Annotated in this window: 18 protein-coding genes; 5 read left to right on the forward strand and 13 right to left on the reverse strand. The window is 62.8% G+C overall.

Translation table 11 applies throughout. The annotated features are described in order from the left end of the window. The first annotated feature begins 3 nt into the window (after nt 1-3). Genes DESPIG_RS08835 through DESPIG_RS08855 form a run of 5 tightly spaced genes read left to right on the forward strand, consistent with a single transcriptional unit; the run spans nt 4 to nt 5,242 of the window. The gene (locus DESPIG_RS08835; RefSeq protein WP_246118344.1) at nt 4-1,467 is read left to right on the forward strand and encodes a TolC family protein; all 1,464 of its coding nucleotides are present in this window, start codon (nt 4-6) and stop codon (nt 1,465-1,467) included. Next, the gene (locus DESPIG_RS08840; RefSeq protein ID WP_006007696.1) at nt 1,467-2,360 is read left to right on the forward strand and encodes an HlyD family secretion protein; all 894 of its coding nucleotides are present in this window, start codon (nt 1,467-1,469) and stop codon (nt 2,358-2,360) included. Before DESPIG_RS08835 ends, DESPIG_RS08840 begins: the two co-directional genes overlap by 1 nt. 3 nt (nt 2,361-2,363) lie before the next feature. Then, nucleotides 2,364-3,785 carry an oligosaccharide flippase family protein gene (locus DESPIG_RS08845; RefSeq protein ID WP_006007699.1) on the forward strand — a complete coding sequence of 474 codons (1,422 nt, stop codon included), beginning with the start codon at nt 2,364-2,366 and terminating at the stop codon, nt 3,783-3,785. 4 nt (nt 3,786-3,789) lie between these two features. Continuing rightward, on the forward strand, nt 3,790-4,764 hold the full coding sequence (locus DESPIG_RS08850) for a 4Fe-4S dicluster domain-containing protein (protein WP_006007701.1): 975 nt from the start codon (nt 3,790-3,792) through the stop codon (nt 4,762-4,764). Then, entirely contained in the window at nt 4,754-5,242 is a 489-nt protein-coding gene (locus DESPIG_RS08855) for a hypothetical protein (RefSeq protein ID WP_006007703.1), read from the forward strand. Before DESPIG_RS08850 ends, DESPIG_RS08855 begins: the two co-directional genes overlap by 11 nt. Nucleotides 5,243-5,532: 290 nt before the next feature. Here the strand turns inward: DESPIG_RS08855 and rlmN are convergent, their stop codons facing one another. The 13 genes from rlmN to DESPIG_RS08920 all read right to left on the reverse strand — a co-directional run bounded on the left by rlmN (nt 5,533) and on the right by DESPIG_RS08920 (nt 20,588). Beyond that, nucleotides 5,533-6,606 (reverse strand): dual-specificity RNA methyltransferase RlmN, encoded by a 1,074-nt coding sequence (gene rlmN, locus DESPIG_RS08860; protein ID WP_006007713.1) that lies wholly within the window; start codon nt 6,604-6,606, stop codon nt 5,533-5,535. Between the two features lie 223 nt (nt 6,607-6,829). Continuing rightward, nucleotides 6,830-8,164: an HD domain-containing protein gene (locus DESPIG_RS08865; protein WP_006007715.1), complete on the reverse strand. Its 1,335-nt coding sequence runs from the start codon at nt 8,162-8,164 to the stop codon at nt 6,830-6,832. A gap of 468 nt (nt 8,165-8,632) precedes the next feature. After that, nucleotides 8,633-9,799: a sulfate reduction electron transfer complex DsrMKJOP subunit DsrP gene (gene dsrP / locus DESPIG_RS08870; protein WP_006007720.1), complete on the reverse strand. Its 1,167-nt coding sequence runs from the start codon at nt 9,797-9,799 to the stop codon at nt 8,633-8,635. Nucleotides 9,800-9,811: 12 nt separating this feature from the next. Continuing rightward, a complete protein-coding gene (dsrO, locus tag DESPIG_RS08875; RefSeq protein ID WP_006007722.1) occupies nt 9,812-10,594 on the reverse strand; it encodes a sulfate reduction electron transfer complex DsrMKJOP subunit DsrO in 783 nt (260 codons plus the stop codon). Next, complete coding sequence (gene dsrJ / locus DESPIG_RS08880) at nt 10,594-10,977, reverse strand: sulfate reduction electron transfer complex DsrMKJOP subunit DsrJ (protein WP_006007724.1); 384 nt, start codon at nt 10,975-10,977, stop codon at nt 10,594-10,596. Before dsrJ ends, dsrO begins: the two co-directional genes overlap by 1 nt. Before the next feature lie 4 nt (nt 10,978-10,981). After that, nucleotides 10,982-12,607 (reverse strand): sulfate reduction electron transfer complex DsrMKJOP subunit DsrK, encoded by a 1,626-nt coding sequence (gene dsrK / locus DESPIG_RS08885; protein WP_006007726.1) that lies wholly within the window; start codon nt 12,605-12,607, stop codon nt 10,982-10,984. A gap of 12 nt (nt 12,608-12,619) precedes the next feature. Continuing rightward, nucleotides 12,620-13,642 (reverse strand): sulfate reduction electron transfer complex DsrMKJOP subunit DsrM, encoded by a 1,023-nt coding sequence (gene dsrM / locus DESPIG_RS08890; protein ID WP_006007728.1) that lies wholly within the window; start codon nt 13,640-13,642, stop codon nt 12,620-12,622. 23 nt (nt 13,643-13,665) lie between these two features. Beyond that, nucleotides 13,666-14,193: an RsbRD N-terminal domain-containing protein gene (locus tag DESPIG_RS08895; RefSeq protein WP_006007730.1), complete on the reverse strand. Its 528-nt coding sequence runs from the start codon at nt 14,191-14,193 to the stop codon at nt 13,666-13,668. 86 nt (nt 14,194-14,279) lie between these two features. Further along, nucleotides 14,280-15,257 (reverse strand): hypothetical protein, encoded by a 978-nt coding sequence (locus DESPIG_RS08900; protein WP_006007731.1) that lies wholly within the window; start codon nt 15,255-15,257, stop codon nt 14,280-14,282. A 469-nt stretch (nt 15,258-15,726) separates the two neighbouring features. Continuing rightward, on the reverse strand, nt 15,727-16,998 hold the full coding sequence (gene sat / locus DESPIG_RS08905; protein ID WP_040369768.1) for a sulfate adenylyltransferase: 1,272 nt from the start codon (nt 16,996-16,998) through the stop codon (nt 15,727-15,729). A gap of 497 nt (nt 16,999-17,495) precedes the next feature. Further along, nucleotides 17,496-18,857: a cytochrome c peroxidase gene (locus DESPIG_RS08910; protein WP_006007736.1), complete on the reverse strand. Its 1,362-nt coding sequence runs from the start codon at nt 18,855-18,857 to the stop codon at nt 17,496-17,498. Between the two features lie 383 nt (nt 18,858-19,240). Continuing rightward, complete coding sequence (locus tag DESPIG_RS08915) at nt 19,241-19,765, reverse strand: single-stranded DNA-binding protein (protein ID WP_006007739.1); 525 nt, start codon at nt 19,763-19,765, stop codon at nt 19,241-19,243. Between the two features lie 37 nt (nt 19,766-19,802). Beyond that, nucleotides 19,803-20,588, reverse strand: a complete 786-nt coding sequence (locus tag DESPIG_RS08920) for a hypothetical protein (protein ID WP_006007741.1) — start codon at nt 20,586-20,588, stop codon at nt 19,803-19,805. Nucleotides 20,589-20,590: the final 2 nt, after the last annotated feature.

Consider the following 20,590-nt stretch of genomic DNA (forward strand, 5'->3'; position numbering starts at 1 on the left):
ACCATGACGAAAAAAATGGTTCGCTGGAAACAGGGGCTGGCTGTGGCGGCCTTGTGCGCCGGGATGGCGCTTTCGGGATGCGCTTCGCAGAAAGCCGGGTCCGATGCCCCGGAACTGCCTGCCAAGCACTGGCTGGAAGACGTGCCCGGTGTTCCGGTGGAGAACAAAAGCAAGCTTGAGGCCGTGATCCCCAACCTTTATGACCCGGCCAAGAAATTCTCGTTCGAGGACTGCGTGTTCCTGACCATCCAGCAGTCACCCCTGCTGGTCAACAGCGCCGTGGAATTGGAGATCAAGCGTCTGGCCCTGACCGATGCGGTCTGGAAGTATCTGCCCGAACCCCGCATGACCGTGGAAGTGGGCAATACCCTGACCTATTACAACGAGGGCAGCAAGGACGTGCCCAGCAACTACGGTCAGGTGGTGCCGCGCATAGGCTTCTACGCGCGCTTCCCCAACCCCGTGGAATCCTATTTCAACCACCAGGCCCAGAAGATCATGGTCAACCTGGCCATCTCCACGCACCGCAAGGCCGTGGGCGAGGCCATCTACAAGGTGGCCCAGTCCTATCTGCGCCTGGAAGCCAAGGGCGAGATCCTGCGCATCCAGAAGGAGATGGCTCCCCTGGCCAAGGAAACGACCCGCTACTGGCAGCAGCTGGAGTCCGCTGACGGCCGTCGGGGCGTGGCCCTCAACGTGGCCCAGCAGCACGAACGCGAAGTGGAGCTGACCAGCGAGCGCATGAATATGGAAGAGGTCATGGAGCGCACCAGTCTCAAGATCCTGGCCGGTGTGGAACCGCAGCAGCGCCTGAACATCGACAGCAAGAGCGCCAACGACATCCTGCGCGGCTTCAACGGCAAGGATTACCGCTGGGAAGACCGCTGGCTGGTCACGGAAGACAACCTGCTGCTGCGTTCCCAGATCCGCCTGGGCGATTACAACATCATGCTGGCCTGGGCCGAATACGTGCCCGATATGACCATCCGCGTGGACAAGAACCCTCCCGCCGGCCAGTACCAGCCCGCTGACGGCCGCGAAGACTATTTCTGGCGCCTGACCTTCGACTTCCCGCTCATCGACTGGAACCGCCGTTACCGCGGTGTGCAGGCGGCCCGCATGAAGAAGGCCCAGGCCTTCCATGAGCTGTCGCGCAAGCGCACGGAGTACTCCAACACCTGGTTGCAGTGCGAACAGCGCGTGGCCCTGGCCGAGACCAACCGCCGCCTGGCCAAGGTCCATTTCGAGACGGCCGAGATGCGCTACAAGGAAGCCAGCATCTCCTTCGATACCGGTCTGGGCGATATGCCCGCCATGAGTTCCGCCCACGAGGCCATGGTCCAGAGCCGCATCAAGCTGATCGAAGCCGAGCTGGAACTCAAGCTGGCCAATCTGGAATGGATGTACGTCGCCAACCTCTTGCAGGAACGCTTCCTGGGCCTTCCTGCTACGGAGATTGAAAAATAATGAAAAGACTGACCGTTTTCTGGGCCCTGCTGGCCTGTCTGCTGCTGGCCGCCCCGGCTATGGCCGTGGAGACCACCGCCACCGGCAAGGTGGTGGCTACCGTGACGCGTGATGTGCGTCTGCCCTTCAATGCCGTCATCGACGAGGTCCTGGTCCGTCCCGGGGATGCCATCAAGGCCGGGGATCCGCTGGTGCGCTATCACCTGCAGGACGAGGCCGAACGCGTGCTGCAGCGCGAAGTGACCACCGGTGCCGCCACGGAAGGCCTGCGCGGCCAGATCCTCGATCTGGAACGCGAACTGGTGCAGACCCGTGCCGAGCGCAACCGTGCCAGCCAGCTGGCCGCTTCCGGGCTGGGCTCGCGTCAGGCCCTGGGGCGCCTGGAGGAAAGCGTGCGCTCCCTCCAGCACCGCATCGAGCTGACCCAGATCTCCATCAAGAAGAACGAAGAGAGCTTCCGGGCCCGCCTGAAGGAACTGGAAGGCTATTACGGCCAGCCCATCCGCGAAGGCGAGATGCTGCCTGACCAGCTGGTGCTGACCTCGCCCATCGACGGCTATGTGCTGCAGCTCATGCCCAACCTCAATCCCGATGTGCTGCTGCCCGCCCAGGCCACGCCCGTGACCGTGGGCCAGCTGGACCCCGTGCTGATCCAGGTGCCGGTCTATGAAGGCGACCTGGGCCGCATCAAGGAAGGCGGCCATGCCCGCGTGGAGATCCCCTCGCTGGGCGACAAGGTGTTCTCGGCCACCATCACGGAGATCTCGTGGATCTCGACCAGCATGGACGTGGCCCAGCCCTCGTATTACACGGTGAAACTGACCGTGCCCAACAGCCAGCTTGAGCTCAAGCCCGGCTTCAAGGCGCTGGTGCGCTTTGGCGCTGCCGAGTAGCCCATGAAGCTGAAAAGCCTGCCGCGCCAGCTGGGATACATCCTGGGGGCCCAGTGGACCAGGGACCTTTCCTGGACCATCTTCACCATCCTGCTGGCACGGCGCAGCCCCGAGATGCTGGGCCAGATCGCCGTGGCCCTTTCCTGCGGCTATCTGGTCAAGACGGTCTCGGATGTGGGGCTCAACGACTTTTTGCTGTCCACTTTCGCCCGTCGTGAGGAACGCCCCCGTACCCTGCTGGGCGAGGTGACGGGCCTCAAGACCTGTTTCATGATGCTGGCCCTGATCGTCACCTGGTTCGTGACGGGCTGGCTGGGATACAGCTTCGAGCTGCGGCTCATCGTCCTGTTCATCGCCACCGGCTTCGGCCTCGACGGCGTGACGGACTCCTTCTTCGCGCTCTGCCAGGCCCGCGGGCGGCAGGACGTGGAGATGCGCATCCGCGTGCCTTCGGCCCTTTTGGGCATCGGCTACGGCATCGTCTGCGTGGTGGCCGGAGCGCCCCTGATCTTCATCGCCCTCTACAAGCTCATCGAATCCGTCCTGTGCACGGGCTTTGCCTTCCGTGCCCTGGGGCGTAATCCCTTTGTAGGCTTCGGCTACGACAATGTGCGCGACCTGGCCGTGAAGATGAAGAGCGGCTTCATCTTCACCATCATGGCCGCCTGCGCCATGTTCTACAACAAGATCAATGTGTTCTTCCTCAAGAACTACGGCGGCGACGCTGCCGTGGGCGGCTACAACGTGGCCTGGGAGACCGTGGAAGGCCTGTCCGTGCTGGTCTCCAGCGCACTGCTCGGCAAGGTCATCTTCCCCCTGCTGGCCCGCTACTGGGCGCAGGACAGGGCCGCCTTCCGCCAGCTGGCGGGGCAGACGGCCCGTTCGCTCTGGGCGGCCTCCCTGCCGCTGATCTTCCTGATCTGCGTGGAGAGCGACCGTTTCCTGCCCACCATCTACGGCCCGGGCTACGAGATGGCCGCCACGGCCCAGCGCCTGCTGACCCCCTGTCTGGCCACGGCTTTCCTGCACAATCTGGCGGCCTACGCCATGATCGGCATGAGGAAGCATACCTTGCTGCTCTTTTTCTATCTGAGCGGTCTGGTGGTCAACATCGTCTGCTGCCTGACCATCATCGAGCCCATGCCTCTGGAAGGCGCCGCGCTTTCCTTGACCGCCACCAAGGTCTGGGTGGCCATCCTTACCGTGGGCTATTTCCAGTGGGTGGCCCGGCCCATGAGCCTGGGACAGTGGCTGCTGATGCTGGCCGCCATCGCCGTGGCCGTGGGCCTGTGGTGGTCGCTGGGCATGATCCTGGCCCTGCCGCGCGAAGTGGCGGAACTGGCCGGCCTGCTGCCCCTGCTGGCCCTGTTCTGGTACTGGCGCCCGCCGCCGGCTTTTGAGAAGGAGCAGCGTCAGGAGGCCTGATCATATGGAACGACGCGGCTTTCTCAAATCGCTGGCAGGCGCCGGCCTGGGAGCGGGGATGCTCTCTGCCTGGGGAGCTGCGGCCCCGGTCCAGGCGGCCGGGCTGGAGGATTGTCTTGCGGTGGTCGTGGATGTGGATGCCTGCACGGGCTGCGAAGCTTGCGTGCAGGCCTGTCACGAGCGGGCCGCCGCCCGGGTCCCCCAGCCGGTATCGCCCATCCCGGCTTCCCGCTGGGGCCGGGACAGGAAGCCCGACTGGTGGGGGCGGCGCAACGTCACGGACCGCCTGACGCCCTACAACTGGCTGTATCTGCAATCCTGTACCGTCCAGACGGCCCAGGGAGAGCGCCGGGTCTTCATGCCGCGGCGCTGCCTGCAATGCCTCAACCCGCCCTGCGTCAGCCTGTGCCCTCTGGGGGCCGCCCGGCAGCGCCCCACCGGCGCCGTCTATACGGAGACCTCCCTGTGCTTCGGCGACAGCCAGTGCATCGCCGTCTGCCCGTGGCATATCCCGCGCCTGCAGGCCGGGGTGGGGCCGTACCTGCATCTAGCGCCCGGCTATTTGGGCTACGGCCAGACCTTCAAATGCGATTTTTGTGAAGATGTCATCAGCGACGGCAAGCCCCCGCTCTGTGTGGCGGCCTGCCCGCACGGCGCGCAGTATTTCGGCCCCTATGCGGAGATGACGGCTCTGGCCCGCCGCATGGCGGAAGAACGGCACGGCGATCTGTTCGGCTTGCAGGAGAATGGCGGTACCTGTCTGATCTATGTCTCGTCCATCCCCTTCCGGGATATCGAAGCCTCCCTGCTGCGGCAGGGGCTGATCTCCGCCGGACGGCCCAGCCTGCGCCCGGTCGGGGCCAGCCTGGAACGCGAGAACGATCTCGTGGGCACGGTGCTGGCCGCTCCGCTGGCCGGGGCCGCCCTGGCCGGTCTGCGCCTGCTGCGCGACCACTGGAGGGACAAGGATGAGGACTGAGCGCCGTCCGCTGTTCGGCTTTCTGTTCCGCCTGTTGTGGCGGATCAGCGTGGTCTGGGCGGTGGTCAGCGGCTTCGCGCACCTGCCCGTGATCTACCGCTACGCCGAAGCGGCCCTTCCCTGGTTGCGGCCCGCGGCCTATTCGGGGACGGTGGCCCATTACTGGGCGGCGGCGGCCATGCTCTGCCTGACCAGCTATGCGGCCATCGTCTGGCTGGTGAGGGGCACGCGCAGCTACAGCCTGACTCCCTTCGGCAGGCTGCGCCTGGTCTTGCTGGCCTTGCTCATGCTTTCCGGTCTGGGCCTGATCCTGCATAACTGCCAGGACTTCTCTTTCTACGGCCCTGTGTACACCCTCATCAAGCATTGCCACCTGGGCTGTGCGCTGCTCTGGGCCCTGCTGGTCCTTGTCCGTCTGGCCCGCCGCGGCCTGTGGTGGGATCGTCGCCGGGGCACGGACCGACAGGCTTGCGCGTGAGCTTGTCAGCATGCTCCATGATATGGCCCAACAAGATACCCATCGTTCCAGATAACGAAAAAAAGACGCCCTCAGGGCGTCTTTTTTGTTGGCATGACTCACTTTGCGGATAGTTGTTTTCCGGCGTCCAGAGGGGCGCTGGGAGGGCGTAAGAAGGATCTCCGAGACGGTCCTTCGACCTGCTTTCCCGGTCTGTCCGGAAAAAGCGCGTTTGGGGAGGATGGGGGCCGGGGGAAGGAGGCCCTTTGGGCGCGAGCAAAGGCCTCCTTCCCCCGAAAAATACTTTCCCTCTAAACTTCTTCCCCGGCTTCGTTCTGGCGGGCGGCCTTGAGCTGGCCACAGGCGGCCTTGATGTCCTGCCCCTTGCTCTTGCGGATGATGGCCGTGATGTTGCGGTCCCAGAGGTACTGCTCGAAGGCCAGGACCCGTTCCGGCGAGGGGGCCTTGTAGGGATCGCCCTCGGAGGGATTGTAGACGATGAGGTTGAGCTTGCCCTTGACGTCGCTGACCACGCGGGCCAGCTGCCGGGCCTGTTCCAGACCGTCGTTGACGCCGCCCAGCAGCAGATATTCGAAGGTGATGCGCTCGCGGGTCTTGAGCGGATAGGACTTGAGGGCCTGGAGCAGGTCTTCGAGGGGCCAGCGGGCGGCCTTGGGCATGATGCGGGCGCGCAGCTCCTGGGTGGGGGCGTGCAGGGACACGGCCAGATAGGCCAGGCCGCTTTCGCCCAGTTCGCGCAGGCCCTTCTCAATGCCGCAGGTGGAGACCGTGATGCGGCGGGGCGAGAAGTTCAGGCCCTTGTCGTTGTTGAGGCTCTCCAGGGCGCGCATGACGTTTTTGAGGTTGAGCAGGGGCTCGCCCATGCCCATGAAGACCAGGTTGCGCAGCACGGGCCAGTCGGGGCGGGTATCGCCCAGATGCTCGCGGGCCACCAGGATCTGGCCCAGAATCTCGCCCATGGTCATATTGCGCTCGAAGCCCATGGTGCCGGTGCTGCAGAAGGTGCAGGCCATGGCGCAGCCCACCTGCGAGGACAGGCACTGGGTCCAGCGGCGCACGCCTTCGCGGGAATCGCTGGGGATGAGCACGGTCTCCACTTCGGCGCCGTCCTGGAGGCGGAGCAGGAACTTGGTGGTATCGTCGCTGCTCTGTTCCACGGTGACGATCTCGGGCCAGCGGATCTCGGCACACTGGGCCAGGCGCTCCCGGCAGGCTTTGGAAACATTGGTCATGGCGTCGAAATCACGCGCCATCTTCTGCCAGATCCATTGCCAGACCTGGACGGCCCGGAACTTGGGCTCGCCCAGCTCGTTCTGCATCCAGTCGGTGAGTTCGGGCAGGGTATAGTCGAGGAGATTGATCATGGTCTTCGGGGATGCCACGGCAGGGCTCGGCCGTGGGTTGGAGGGACAGGCAGGGCGGCGGGGCGCGCTATAGCCCCGTGTCCGGCGCAAGGGCCGCCTGCCGGAGACATGCCGGAGCGGGAATATGAGAGGGAGAGGGAGACGGCAGGGTGCCGTGCTTCCTCTCCCTTATGGTCGTGTCGGAGCGGCCCCGTTCGCGGGCGCCGCAGGATGCGGGACGCGTCTAGCCCACGGACTTGCGGGCGTATTCGCACACGAAGTGCAGGGCCGAGGCGCGGTCCGTGACTTCGCCCGCGATCTGGGCCTGGAGCAGGGCGTCGCGGATGACGCCCACCAGCGGGCCGGGGGCCAGCTTGGTCTCGCTCATGATCTCGTTGCCGTTGAGCAGGGGTTCCAGCATCTGCTCGGGGGTCTCGGCGCGTTCCAGATACTTCATATTGTGGTTGAAGTAGGTGTAGCTGCCGTCGCGGGCCTGGATGTCGGCACGGGACATGGCGATGAGGCGCGGATACTCGTCCAGGGCCTTGAAGCGGCGGATGCCGCGGTCCGTGAGCATGAAGTGGAAGCGCATGTGGTAGCGCACCAGATGGCAGAGCAGGTCTATGTCTTCGGGGCTGAAGTGCAGACGGCGCAGGATCTTGCGGGTGACCTTGGCGCCCACGCGGTGGTGCTGGTAGAAGGTCCACTGGCCGTCGAAGTATTCGCCGGTGAAGAGCTTGCCCACATCGTGGAAGAGCATGGCCATGGTGCCCAGCCAGTCGTAGTGGAAGCCTTCTTCGGGGTAGTGGCGCATGCACTCCAGGGTGTGGTCGAAGACCGTCTCCTCGGTGTCGTCATCATCGTTGCGGCGCTGGCGGATGCAGGCCAGGGCGGCCACTTCGGGGATGAGGCCCTGGAGGATATGGGCGTCGAACATGAGCTTCACGAAGCGGTACATGGATTCGGCGGCCACTTTGCGCCATTCGTCCATGATGTCGGCGGCGGGCACGTAGTCCAGCACGCGGGTGGATGAACGCACGATGGCCAGCCAGGTGTTGGGCTCGATGGGGATGTCGAAGTTGGCGGCGAAGCGCAGGGCGCGGATGGCCAGCAGATAGTTGTGGCGCAGGGTCTCGTCCGGCAGGCCGGTGAGCTGGATGAGGCCGCCCTTGACGTCCATGAAGCCGTCATAGACGTCCCCGGTGGGGGCCGGGCTGCCGAAACCGGTCATGCGCAGCTGCAGACGCTCCTGGGGGTCCATCATGTTGGCCATGGTGGGGGTGATGCGCAGCAGGGAAAGCTCGGGATGGCTGGCATCCTCCACTTCCAGGGCATAGAAACGGAAAAGCACGCCGTCTTTTTCCATCTGGGCGATGGCACGCTGATCAGGCTCGACGTGGGCTTCGGGGAAGAGCTTGAGAAGCGTCTCGAGGTCGGGCTCACAGGCGATGTCCACAGCCAGCTGTTTGCTGTGTTTCAAAAGATGTTCCTGCACGGGCGCATTGATGACGTGGGCGTCATAGCCGTTGCGCAGCAGGGTTTTGCAGATGGTGATGGCGTCTTTTAGCGCTTTTTCCATGAAAACTCCTCAAGCGGCGAAGCCGCATCCAGGGAAATCCCCGGCATACATGCGTTGTGAAGGCCTGACCGCATTGCAGGCCGCTGATTTCAGTATCGGCGGCAATGGGGGCAAAGTCAAGCAACAGTGCGCTCCGGGCGCGATGTCTTCCGGGGCCGGGAAGGGGCTGGAAGCCGTGCCCGCGCCTGCGGGGGAGCCATGCCCGGATGCCCGCATGAGCCCTGCGGGAACCACTACAATGCCCCCGGAACGTCCTGGGGAGCGGACAGGATGAGCGTACGCGGGATTCTCATCAGCGGTGCTTTTGGGGGAACGGGACACGTCCATGAGCGGGCATGACTGCCGCCCGGCGGGGCGTTGTCCCGCTGCTTTTGCGGCAAGGTGCGGCAGCCTCGCTTGCGCGGATGCCCGGGGCAACAAAAAAGGCCCCGTGCGAACACGGGGCCTTTGGAGTGCGGGATCGTGAGACTAGTCGCTGAAGTGACCGGTCTCGCGCTTCACGCCCAGGGCGATCTTCCAGAGCAGGGAGAGCACCAGGGCGCCCACGGCGTACACGCCCAGGGCCACGATGATCTCACGGCCGGTGGGGGCGTATTCGGTGACGGTCTCAAACATGTTGGGAGTGAAACCACCGATGAGCAGGCCGAGGCCCTTGTCGATCCAGGAAGCGGCAACCAGCAGCACCAGAGCCAGGGGCAGCAGGGGGCCGGTACGCCACTGCGGCGGGATCAGGATGATCAGGGAAGCGGCGGCCATGACCACAGCGGCCCACATCCAGTTGGTCACCCAGGAAACGTGGCCTTCATGACCAGCGAACAGGAAGACCAGGGGATGCTGATGACCGGGGATGCCACTGTAGAACGCGGTGAAGACTTCCAGCAGGTAGAAGAACACGTTGATGCACATGGCATAGGTGATGATGGTCGTCAGGGTCTTGATGGCGTCGCGGCCGGGATCGAAGCCGGTGAGGCGGCGCACGATGAAGATCAGCAGCAGCAGGATGGCGGGACCGGAGCAGAACGCCGAGGACAGGAAGCGGGCGGCCATGATGGCGGTCAGCCAGTAATGGCGGCCGGGGATGCCGGCGTACAGGAAGGCGGTCACGGTGTGGATGGAGAAGGCCCACAGGATCGAGAGGTAGATCAGGGGCTTGATCCACTTGGGCGGTTCCACGTCATGGCGCTCGGCTTCCAGGGTGACCCAGCCGATGACGGCGTTGAGGGTCAGGTAGCCGATGAGCACGATCATGTCATAGAACATGACCGAATTGGGCGTGGGATGCAGCAGCACGTTCATCATGCGCTGGGGCTGGCCCAGGTCCACCACGATGAAGAGGGCGCACATGACCACGGCCGAGATGGCCATGAATTCACCGAAGATGATCATGCGCTTGAACTTCTTGTAGTGGTGGAAGTAGGCGGGCAGCACCAGCATGACGGCGGAGGCGGCCACACCCACAAGATAGGTGAACTGCGAGATGTAGAGGCCCCACGAGACATCGCGGCTCATGCCGGTGATGGAGAGGCCTTCCTGCAGCTGCTGCAGGTAGACCAGGCCGCAACCGGCGATGACTGCGAGCAGGAAGAGCAGCCACAGGTAGTAGGTCTTGGGACCGGTAAGCAATTTTTCAAGCATGGCCTGTTCTCCCTAGATGAGGTAGTAAACGCCGGGCTGGGTGCCCAGATTGGGCTTGCGGCGAATGCTGTAGTTGGAGGCGAGGGCCTTGCACACATCGGACTTGGGATCGTTGAGATCGCCGAAGAGGATGCGGCCGCCGGCAGCTTCCACGCAGGCGGGCATCTGGCCCACGGCCAGGCGCTCGGCGCAGAAAGTGCATTTTTCCACCACACCGATCATGCGGGTGGGGTAGGCGGGGTTCGGCACGGGATCGCTCAGGTACTTGCGGGGATCCACAAAGTTGAAGGAGCGGGCGCCGAAGGGACAGCCGGCCATGCAGAAACGGCAGCCGATGCAGCGATGGTAGTCCATGGCGATGATGCCGTCTTCCATCTGATAGGTGGCCTGGGTGGGGCACACGCGCACGCACGGCGGGTTGGTGCAGTGGTTGCACAGCAGGGGATAGCTGGCATCCTTCACACGGGAGGTCAGGTGTTCGTTCAGGTCGTCGGGGAAGGCGTGGTCGAACTTTTCGAGCCACATCCACTTGATGTCCTGATGGCCTTCCATGGTGGGCACGTTGTGGGCCTTGTGGCAGGCTTCGATGATGGGAGCGTATTCCTTGGCGTTCTTGAAGGCGCGGGTGTCGATGACCATGGCCCAGCGCTTGGCCTTCAGGGCTTTGGCGTTGGGTTCATAGGAGCCGATGCGCGCACCGGCCTGGGCAGAGCCGGCCATGGTGGCCAGGCCGCTGCTCAGGGCAAAGACCGAGAGGCCCGCCACCTTCAGAAAGGATCTTCTGCTTTTGTTCATTACTTGTTCCCCTTGGGAAGAATGTGGCAGGTCCAGCAGTAAGGATCGACGCTGTTGGACACGTGGCACTTGTCGCAGAACTCTTCGTAGTTGCTGTGGCACTTCAGGCAGGTGTTCTGCAGGCTGATGGTCCACTTTTTGCCGGTGGACGACACATAGGTGCGGTTCTCATAGCGCAGGGCCTGATCGCGCCATTCGTTGAGCAGGTACATGTGCTCGGCGCGCATGAACTCGACGGGTTCCACGCATTCCTTTTCATTCTGGGGCAGGACGATGGCAGGACGCTTGTAGTCCTTGGTACCGCCGAAGTTGGCCCAGAAGGGGGTGGAGAACAGGACCGCGAAAACGAGGATCCCGAGAATGACAGCTTTGGCGTTGTACATGTTGTTATTCCTCCTCGGCCTCGGCGGTCACATTGGGCAGGTCTTCCTGGCGCAGGTCCATGGTGCGCTTGCACTCGCCCTTCATGACCAGGGCATTGGCCACCAGTTCGTGCACGCCGCTCACGGTCACGCCGGGGGCCCAGTAGTCGGCCAGGGGCGGCAGGGTGGCGCGGTCGATGGCGCAGACGCAGGCCATGTGGTTGACGCCGTACTTTTCCTGCACATAGCGCAGGGCGTTGCCGCGAGGCATACCGGAGCGCATGCGCAGTTCCATGATTTCTTCGGTGTTCAGACCGGAACCGGCGCCGCAGCAGAAGGTCTGCTCACGGATGGTGTTCTCGGGCATTTCCACGAAGTTGTTGCACACGGCCTTGAGCACGTAACGGGGTTCTTCCAGCAGACCCATACCGCGGGCGGGGTTACAGGAGTCGTGGAAGGTGGTGATGATATGGTCGTTACGGCTGGGATCCAGGTTCAGCTTGTTGTGCTTGATCAGGTCGGCCGTGAACTCGGTGATGTGCACCATCTTGGTGGCAGCCGCGTTGGTGAACTTGGTGCCGGTGATGGGGGAGGTGGGCACATCCATCATGCAGGACGGGGCCGGGCCGTTGTAGGTGGCCATGTACTGGTTGATGACGCGCCACATGTGGCCGCATTCGCCACCCAGGATCCACTTGGCGCCCAGACGTTCGGCTTCGGCGTACATCTTGGCGTTGAGCTTCTTGGCCATGTTGAAGGTGGTGAAGGAACCGAAGTTACCGCCTTCAGAGGCATAGGTGGAGAAGGTGTAGTCCAGATCCAGTTCGTGGAACAGCATCAGGTAGCCCATGAAGGTGTAGATGCCGGGGTCCGCGAACACGTCGCCGGAAGGCGTGATGAACAGGATCTCGTGGCCCTTTTCGTTGAAGGGGGTCTTGGGACGGATGCCGGTGATGGTTTCGCAGTCATCGGCCAGCATTTCCACGATTTCCACGAAGGAGTGGGGCTGGATGCCCAGGTGGTTGCCCGTGAAGGAGCAGTTTTTCACCGGGTCCATGATCCAGTGGATGCCCAGGCCCACTTCGTGCAGCAGTTCACGCACGATGGCCGTGATCTCGGCGGTGTCGATGCCGTAGGGGCAGAACAGGGAGCAGCGGCGGCATTCGGTGCACTGGTAGGCGTAGTAGAAGAGTTCCTTCACCACTTCCTTGTCCCAGCTGCGGGCGCCGGCGCGCTTGCCGAGGATCTTGCCCAGCTTGGTGTAGTCGCGGCGGTACAGGGAGCGCAGCAGCTCGGCACGCAGCACGGGCATGTTCTTGGGGTCGTTGGTGCCCAGGAAGAAGTGGCACTTGTCGGCGCAGGCGCCGCAGCGCACACAGATGTCCATGAACAGCTTGAGGGAGCGGTGCTTCTGCAGGCGTTCCTCGAAGGCGTCACAGAGGATCTGTTCCCAGTTCTCGGGCAGGTTCCAGTCTTCGGCCGCCGGATCCCAATCGTGGGGATTGGGCATGTGCAGCAGCTCCATGGTTTCCTTCTTGGCCGGATAGCAGTAGCTGCCCGGCGCAAACTTGGGCTTGATGTCCAGCCAGGGTTCCGAGGGAAACTCGGGACGGCTGGCGATGAGTTCTTGTGGCGTAGGTAATTTAGCCATGATGTCAGCTCCTTACTCGGCGGCCTTGGAAGAGGGCTGCTTTTCCAGCGGCAGGCCGGCTTCGGCCATGGCATCGCGGTAAACGTCCTCATATTCGGCATAGGTGAAGTACTGCTTGGGCGGGTTCCAGGGGTTCACGTGGCGCACTTCGCGGGTGTTGGTGGGAAGGTTGCGCGTGGGGCTGAAGAACACGCCAGGCATGTGCATGAGCTTGGAGAAGGGGAAGTACAGCAGCAGCACGCTGACAAAGGCCAGATGCATGAAGAAGAGCGGGCTGATGCCGTCGGGGGCCACGGGCGAGAAGTGCACCAGACCCATGATGAAGACCTTGACCTGGGCGATGTCGGTCTTATCGAAGTAGCGCATGCAGATACCGCTCAGAACGACGCCCAGGATCAGGAACAGGGGGAAGTAGTCGTTCATCAGGGAGATGTAACGCAGGCGCTGGTTGAACAGACGACGAGCCAGCAGGAAGAGCACGGCCACCAGCAGCAGGCCGCCGGTCCAGAAGAAACGGGGGGCGCCGATCTGCATGATGCCGTCGATGCTTTCCATGAAGGTCAGCCAGCCGGGCACCGGATCCATGAAGAAACGGAAGTGGCGGATGAAGACCAGCAGGAAGCAGTAATGGAACAGAAGGGCGAAGAACCACAACCACTTGGAAGAGTAGTAGATGGTGCGGGGGCCCTTGGTCACAGGGTCGAATTCACGCACGTCGGCCGCGGTGTTGCGGAACAGCGAACGGAAGAAGCAGACTTCCAGGAACATGCGGACCACCACACCGAACTTGGTGTTGGGGCAGTCCCACTTTTCATGTTTGATGAAGTCCAGCGACTTTTCCTGCCCCCCGGTCGTGGGGATGCTGAAAGGCACGGGCGATTTGGCCCAGTAAACCATGCGCCAGATGACGCCCAGGAAGAAGGTGACTACCGCCACATAGGGCAAAACCACGCCGAACAGGTACGCCAGACCCATGGCAGAACCTGCCCAGGCAATGGCCCCGATGAGCGCCACCACCAGCAATGATGCGAACATTCCCTACCTCGCTTCGAAGAGTGTTAGCTTTTGCCCGAAACCGGGCTGCCATCCACCGATTGCGCCCAGCGCACCAGCTGGGCATGCTGATTGCGTATTTCGGCGATGCGCGTTTCCGCCAGGGTCTCGCGCGCGGCCGAATACAAATCGAAGGCCAGCAGCGTGACGCTGTCCAGCCGAGATTCCGCGTCCAGATACTCCGCCAGATCTTCCTTCTCCTGGCACAGGGGAAGGATGTGTTCGCGCAGCAGGGGCTTCATGAGGAAGAAGACCCCCAGGCCCTGGCTGGGCGTGTACTGCTGCACGGCACGCAGGCGCACGAAGCGGTCCAGGGCGTGCTTGATCTTTTGCGGTGTCACATGTTCGCCGGCGATCACGTCATAGATGAGGCCGGCGGCTTCCTTGGTCATATCCCCCACCGGATTGGTGAAAGGATCGTTCTTGGTGCGCAAAAAGCCAGTCGTTTGGAGGGGATAGGTCGCGTAGACCGCATTGATCCACCCCTCGACGATGACAGCGCGCTGCTCACGGAAAATTTTTTGTACGTTCATGGCAGTACTTTGGCAAAAGGGTAAACGGGCATTCCTATAAAGTGCCCGGCTTTTCTCGTCAAGTTTTTCATCGACCGGCAACGGGGCTACGGGCAGGGCGCCGGGCCGCCGCACTGTCCCGCCACCTGGGGTTCCAGAGGCAGGGTGGCGTCCGGGAACGTCTGGCCGCCGGCCGGTGAAAATTCGATGACCGGTTCCTGTACGCGGGCAGGAGCCGGGGGCTGGGCCTGCTTTTTGAGCATGGCCGGCAGACCGTGATACTCGAAAAACGGTACCGTACGGGAACCGGCATTGAAAATATGGGCCCGGTTGCGTTGCAGGCGCAGGCGCAGGCCCCACTGCCCCGGATGCAGGAAGGCCCAGGGGCCCGGCTCATCCACGTTCTGGCAGGCAGCCACGGCTTCCTTGAGTGTCCTGCCTTCTTCCAGCAGGAGCAGCATGCGCTCCACGAGGGCCACGTCGGCATCGTTCTCCGCCACCGGGCAGAAGGCCACGTCCACGCTGCCCGACAGGATGTCGATGCCTTCGCGGCAGGCCGAGCAGGACGGCGAGAAGAACATGCGGACCGTGGCCTGGTCGGGGTCCTCGCTGATGCTCCAGACTTCGCCCTGCGAACGCACCACCTGGCCGGCATTGACCACGAACAGCACCAGCCAGACACCAAGCAGGAGCGAACGTCCCTGGGGACGCCTGTCGTCCCGGTGCAGCGCACGACCGAAGAGCCAGTAGGTCAGGGCAAAAAAACAGGCCACTACCAGACAGCTGACGCAGGGAGAGGTCAGCGCCATGAGCAGCAGCAGAAAAATATCGCCCAGCAGGGTCAGCCCCGCCAGGAAGTGCCCCGCCGGGACAGCCCCCAGCAGCGCGAGGCAGGCCAGCACACCAAAGGCGGCCGTGCCGATCCACCACATGGAGAGGCCGCCGATGACAAGGTCCTGGTACAGGGAACAGCCGGCGGTGACGCAAAAGGCCACCTCGTTGCCCAATGCCGTCCAGATGCAGAAGAGCATACCCAGAAGGGCGGCCGCCAGTGCGCCGCCGGAGATGCCGTAGGCCTGTTTCATGGCTCTCCTTGGTAAAGGAACTACGCCCGGCAGATGCAGACGCACACCCTGTATACTCCATAATCCCGGACAGGTAAAGGCATCTTGTCACGCCTGCCGGGAGTTACGTTGTGTAATATGACAAAGAAGAGGATGAGGAAAAGAAAAGCCTGTCTTGTTTTGGAAACAAACAGAGTCAAAAAGGATGTTCTTCTGCAAGGAAAAGAGGGAAAAAGAAAAAAATTTTTTCCATTGCTGAGTCAGGATGGCCTGTTGCAGTCATAACGCGTCCCTAAAAAAAGAACTGCATCATGGTGCGGGCAGCTTTCCTCACAGGTCTTGCCTGATAAAGAACGGCCGTTGCATGAGGGAACATTGTGATTCCGTGCACGATGGCCAAACTATGGAAACGACGACGGCAGGATAAAAAAAGGGGCGCCCCCGAAGGGGCGCCCGCTGTCAGGATCTCGCTGGGAAACCCCGGCGATGCTTACATGGTGGAACCGGAAGCAGCGCGCTGCATCTTGATTTCGACCTTTTCGGTCAGGCTGCCATAGTATTCGCGCAGGATGGCGAGCACTTCTTCGCGGCCGAAATGATCCGGCACTTCAGCGCCTTCGGACAGCATCTTACGCAGCTTGGTACCGGACAGGATGACGCGGTCTTCCTTGCTGTGGGGGCAGGTGCGCATGGAGGCCATGCCGTCGCACTTCTTGCAGTAGAAGGTCCAGTCGATGTTCAGAGGCTGGCAGAGCAGACGCTTGCCTTCTTCGGCGGGCACAGGGATCTTGCGGAAGATTTCCTGGGCTTCGAACATGCCGTAGAAGTCGCCCACACCGGCGTGGTCACGGCCGACCAGCAGGTTGTTGATGCCGTAGTTCTGACGGAAGGTGGCGTGCAGCAGGGCTTCGCGGGGACCGGCGTAACGCATGTCCAGAGGATAGCCGGCCTGGATGACGAAGTCTTTCACGAAGTACTTGTCGACCAGGGTGTCGATGCATTTCACGCGCACTTCGGCCGGGATGTCACCGGGTTTCAGGGCGCCCACCAGGGAGTGGATCACGACGCCGTCGCACACTTCCACGCCGATCTTGGCCAGGTATTCGTGAGAGCGGTGCATGGGGTTGCGCAGCTGCAGGGCGGCAACCTTCTGCCAGCCGCGTTCGTCCATCTTTTCGCGCAGCTGGGCGGGGGTCATGTACACGCCGGGGAACTTTTCGGGGAATTCGCCCTGAGACAGGACCTTCACGGTACCGGCCAGGTTGTATTCCTTCTGGGCCAGGACCATCTTCACGCCGGGATGGTCATTGGGGGCCACTTCCCAGAACTTTTCGGAGTCGGGGCCTTCGCCCTTGAACACCAGTTCGCATTCCCACTTTTTGTCGGCTTCGGTCATTTCATAGACTTCTTCGACCTTCAGGGTGGCCATGATTTCGCCCTTGCGGACCAGGGCCACTTCGTCACCGGCGTTCAGGCCCTTGGCATCTTCAGCGGAGATGTCCAGGGTGACGGGCACGGGCCAGAAGGTACCGTCGGCCAGGGTCATCTTTTCGCAGACGCTCTTCCAGTCGGCTTTGTTCATGAAGCCGTTCAGGGGAGAGAAGCCGCCGATGCCCATCATGATCAGGTCGCCCTTGGCGCGAGAGGAGATCTCAATCTGCTTCAGGCCGGCAGCCTTTTTCTTTTCTTCTTCCAAAGCAGCGCCTTCCAGAAGACAACACACCAGGCCCTTGCCACCATGAGGGGGAACCAGTTTGGACATTGAGAAATCCTCCATTTGATTTGTTGCTATACCGTTGCGCAAATGGCGCATCCGTTACGTCTCTTTGTGAGTTGCATCTTGTGAATAATCTAACAAAAAGTCAACCACCTTTCCGGGTTTTTCACGGAAACAACACGCGAAAGATGCCCCATGAAACGGCTATCCAATTGATTTGCCATACAAAGAGTGCTGAAAATTTTTTATTGTGAAAATTGACGCGCACTCGTGCCCCTAGCCGCCCGGCCGGGAAAGCCCGTCACGATCCTTGCCCGAGCCCCCTGCCGGAGTTTGGGTGGAACATAGCACGGCCGCCGGAGCATGAAAAGGGGGCCTGCGGGCCTGCTGCTGTATCCTTCTTCCAGCCGTGCGGAAAACAAGGACAATTTCTTCGCGTTTCCGTCGGGCGCACAGAGGGCGGGGCCCGGCCCTGTCCGCCGGACGCAAAAAGGCCCGGCACCACAAGGTGCCGGGCCGGGGATGACGCGGATCAGGTCAGGCTAGCGGGCCACGGGGGTGCCCTGCACGGGACGGCCTTCATGCTGGCCGGTCAGGGTGCGCAGGAAGCCCACGATGAGGTTGCGGTCCTTCTGGGGCACTTCCAGGCCGGAGCAGTAGATGCCCATGATGCGCACGGCTTCGTCCAGGGTGGTCACAGTGCCGTCGTGCAGATAGGGATGGGTCAGCTCCACGTTGCGCAGGTTGGGCACCTTGAAGCGGTGCATGTCCTCTTCCTTGCCGCTGGCATTGAAACGGCCCTTGTCGGAACCCAGGGGCTTGCCGCCGCGGTCGGCGAAGTAGTCCTTCTTGAGATCCAGATATTCATAAGACTGGCCGCCCATGCCCTTGCCCACGTGGCAGGAGGCGCAGCGATAGGCCTTGAAGCGCTCGTAGCCTTCCACTTCGGCAGCGGTCAGGGCGCTCTTGTCGCCGCGCAGCCAGCGGTCGAAGCGGCTGTCGGGCGAGATGAGGGTCTTTTCGTATTCGGCGATGGCGTTCGTGATGTTCTTGCCGGACCAGCCGTCAGGATAGACGGCGCGGAACTTCTCGGTCAGCTCGGCATCGGCGGCCAGACGGGCCACGATCTCGTCCCAGTCCTTGCTGCCCATCTCGATGGGGTTCAGCGGCGGACCACCGGCCTGTTCCTGCAGATCGGCCGCACGGCCGTCCCAGAACTGCACGAAGTTGAACACGGCATTGAAGGTGGTGGGAGCGTTCACATCGCCCAGCTGCTTGCGGATGCCTTCGGAGAAGCGGGCGTTGTCCGTGCCGGCCTTGTCCATGGCATGACAGGTGGCGCAGGCCACGGTGCTGTCGGCGGACAGGCGGGCATCGTTGAACAGGGTCTTGCCCAGGGCCACCTTGGCCTCGTCCACGGGCAGACGGTGGGGGATGGGCTGGATGGGCTCGTTGGCGTGCTCGGGAGCGGCATCCGTGGCGTAGTGAGCTTTGCGGGTCTGGGCCACCCAGGTCAGGATGTCCTTCTTGTCCTGGTCGGAAAGGCGGCTGCCCCAGTGGACCACGGCGAACTTGGCGGGCGGCATGGTGTCATTGAGGATGACCCATTCCATCTTGGCCAGCACGGTCTCGCCCACGGGGCGATCCTTGCGCTGCACCAGCTCCTGGTTGAGATCCATGGCACGGATGCCGTCCCTGTAATCTTTTTCGATGATGGCGCTGATGCCGGGGACCTTGGCATAGAACGGCAGATCATAGCCGCGGGAGTGACAGGCCATGCACTTGTCCTGCACGATGCCAGAGACACTGGCGAACTTGTGCTTCACCTCGTCCAGCCCCTGCGCCATGGCAGGGGTGCAGGCCAGCAGCACGAGGGCCGCGGAAGCCAGCAGTTTTTCCTTCATATCGTCCTCCTTAGGGGGCGATGCCGGGTCGGCATCACGGGTTTTGCCGGGGGGGCAGCAGGAGCTTTTTTTCACAAGTGTTGTCAAAAGTCAACAGGAATTTTTACTATTAGTAAGATAACAGGTTATTTTTTGTATATTTTTTATGAAACATTTTTGGTCATTCCTGCTGATATGCAATTATTCCAATCAAATAACTCCTATTTGTGGCCTGGAGATTTCGCAGCCTGCGCTATCCCCGCCGGGCAGAGCGGAGCGGGCGGAAGACATCGGATCGGGATCCCGGAGAGGGGCATCGTCAGGGCCTGACGCCGTCGGGCACAAAAAAAGCAGGGCGCTCCGTGAGGAACGCCCTGCCATGTCTTCAGGAGCGGCATCCGTGCCTAGAAGGGCACTTCGTCCATGTTGGAAGCTTCGGAGGGGAAGGCGGGACCCAGGTCATCGTCGCGCTGCTGGGGCGCGGGACGGCGCGGGGCCTGGCGCTGGCCGCCGCCCATGTTGCCGCCGCGGGGAGCGCGGGGAGCGGGCGCAGGCGCACCGTAATCGTCTTCATAGCCGCCCATGTCGGCACGGGGGCCGTCGCTGCGACGATCCAGGAACTGGACGCGCTGGGCCTTGATCTCGGTGGTGTAGCGGTCCTGGCCGTTCTGGTCCTGCCACTTGCGGGTCTGCAGGCTGCCTTCCACATAGACGAGGCTGCCCTTGGTCAGGAAGTTGGCGCAGTTCTCGGCCTGGCGCTGGAACACGGACACTCGGTGCCATTCGGTGCGTTCCACCTTGTTGCCGTCGCGGTCCATGTAGGATTCGTCGGTGGCCACGTTGAGGGTGGCCACAGGGGAACCGCTCTGGGTATAGCGCAGTTCGGGGTCGCGGCCAAGGCGACCGATGATCATGACTTTGTTCAGCATAGATTCTGTTCCTCGAACGGTTGTTCGTTGTACCGTCTCAGCGCAGGCCGAAAAGGCGCCGGAAGAAGGACGGTTTTTTGCGTTTGGGGCCGGAGCCTGCGGCAAGCAGGCTGTCTTCCATTTCGGTCAGGGCGTCTTCCAGGGCCTCGCTGGCGCGGTGGGCGGCCCGGGGATCATTGGCACGCAGGGCCGCATCCAGGCTGCCGCGCTGCACGAGGGCATCAGCCAGCGCCTGTTTGAAGGGGGCCTGCTGTTCGGGCCAGCGGTTCTCGGCCATGCCCCGTTCCAGGCGGTCCAGCAGGTCGCGGACACCGGCCGCGCCCACACCGGCATGCCCGAACGCCAGCAGGCTGAGCCCGGGCCAGCATTTTTCCAGCAGGCCGGAGTTCCAGGTGACGTCCACGGTGGTGATGCGGGCCACGGGCGTGGTCAGCGGGGGCCGGATGGCGGACTGCGTGAGCGTGGCCTTCAGCGTGTCCAGCAGGGCGGCCAGGGCCTGGAGGCCCGCGGCGGCGTCCTCGGCCTGCCAGCTGCCCAGGGCGTCCTCGCAGTGGCGCGTCAGGTCGCACAGGGGGCGCAGGCTGTCCAGCGTCAGGGGCGCAAGGTCGTCCACGTTGCGCATGGTCAGGCGGCTCAGGCATTGCGCCAGTTCCAGCAGGCAGGGCTCGGCCTGTGCCTCGGGCACGGCCAGCCAGGCCGCCACGTCCTCACCATAGGGGCCGGCAGCCTTGCGGGCCAGGGCCAGCAGGGCGGGCCAGCGACGGGCCGTGAGCCCCTGGGGGCTGTCGGCGGCTTTCTGGCGGATCTGCAGTGCCTTGCCCATGA

This window comes from Desulfovibrio piger ATCC 29098 (assembly GCF_000156375.1).
Lineage (GTDB): Bacteria > Desulfobacterota > Desulfovibrionia > Desulfovibrionales > Desulfovibrionaceae > Desulfovibrio > Desulfovibrio piger.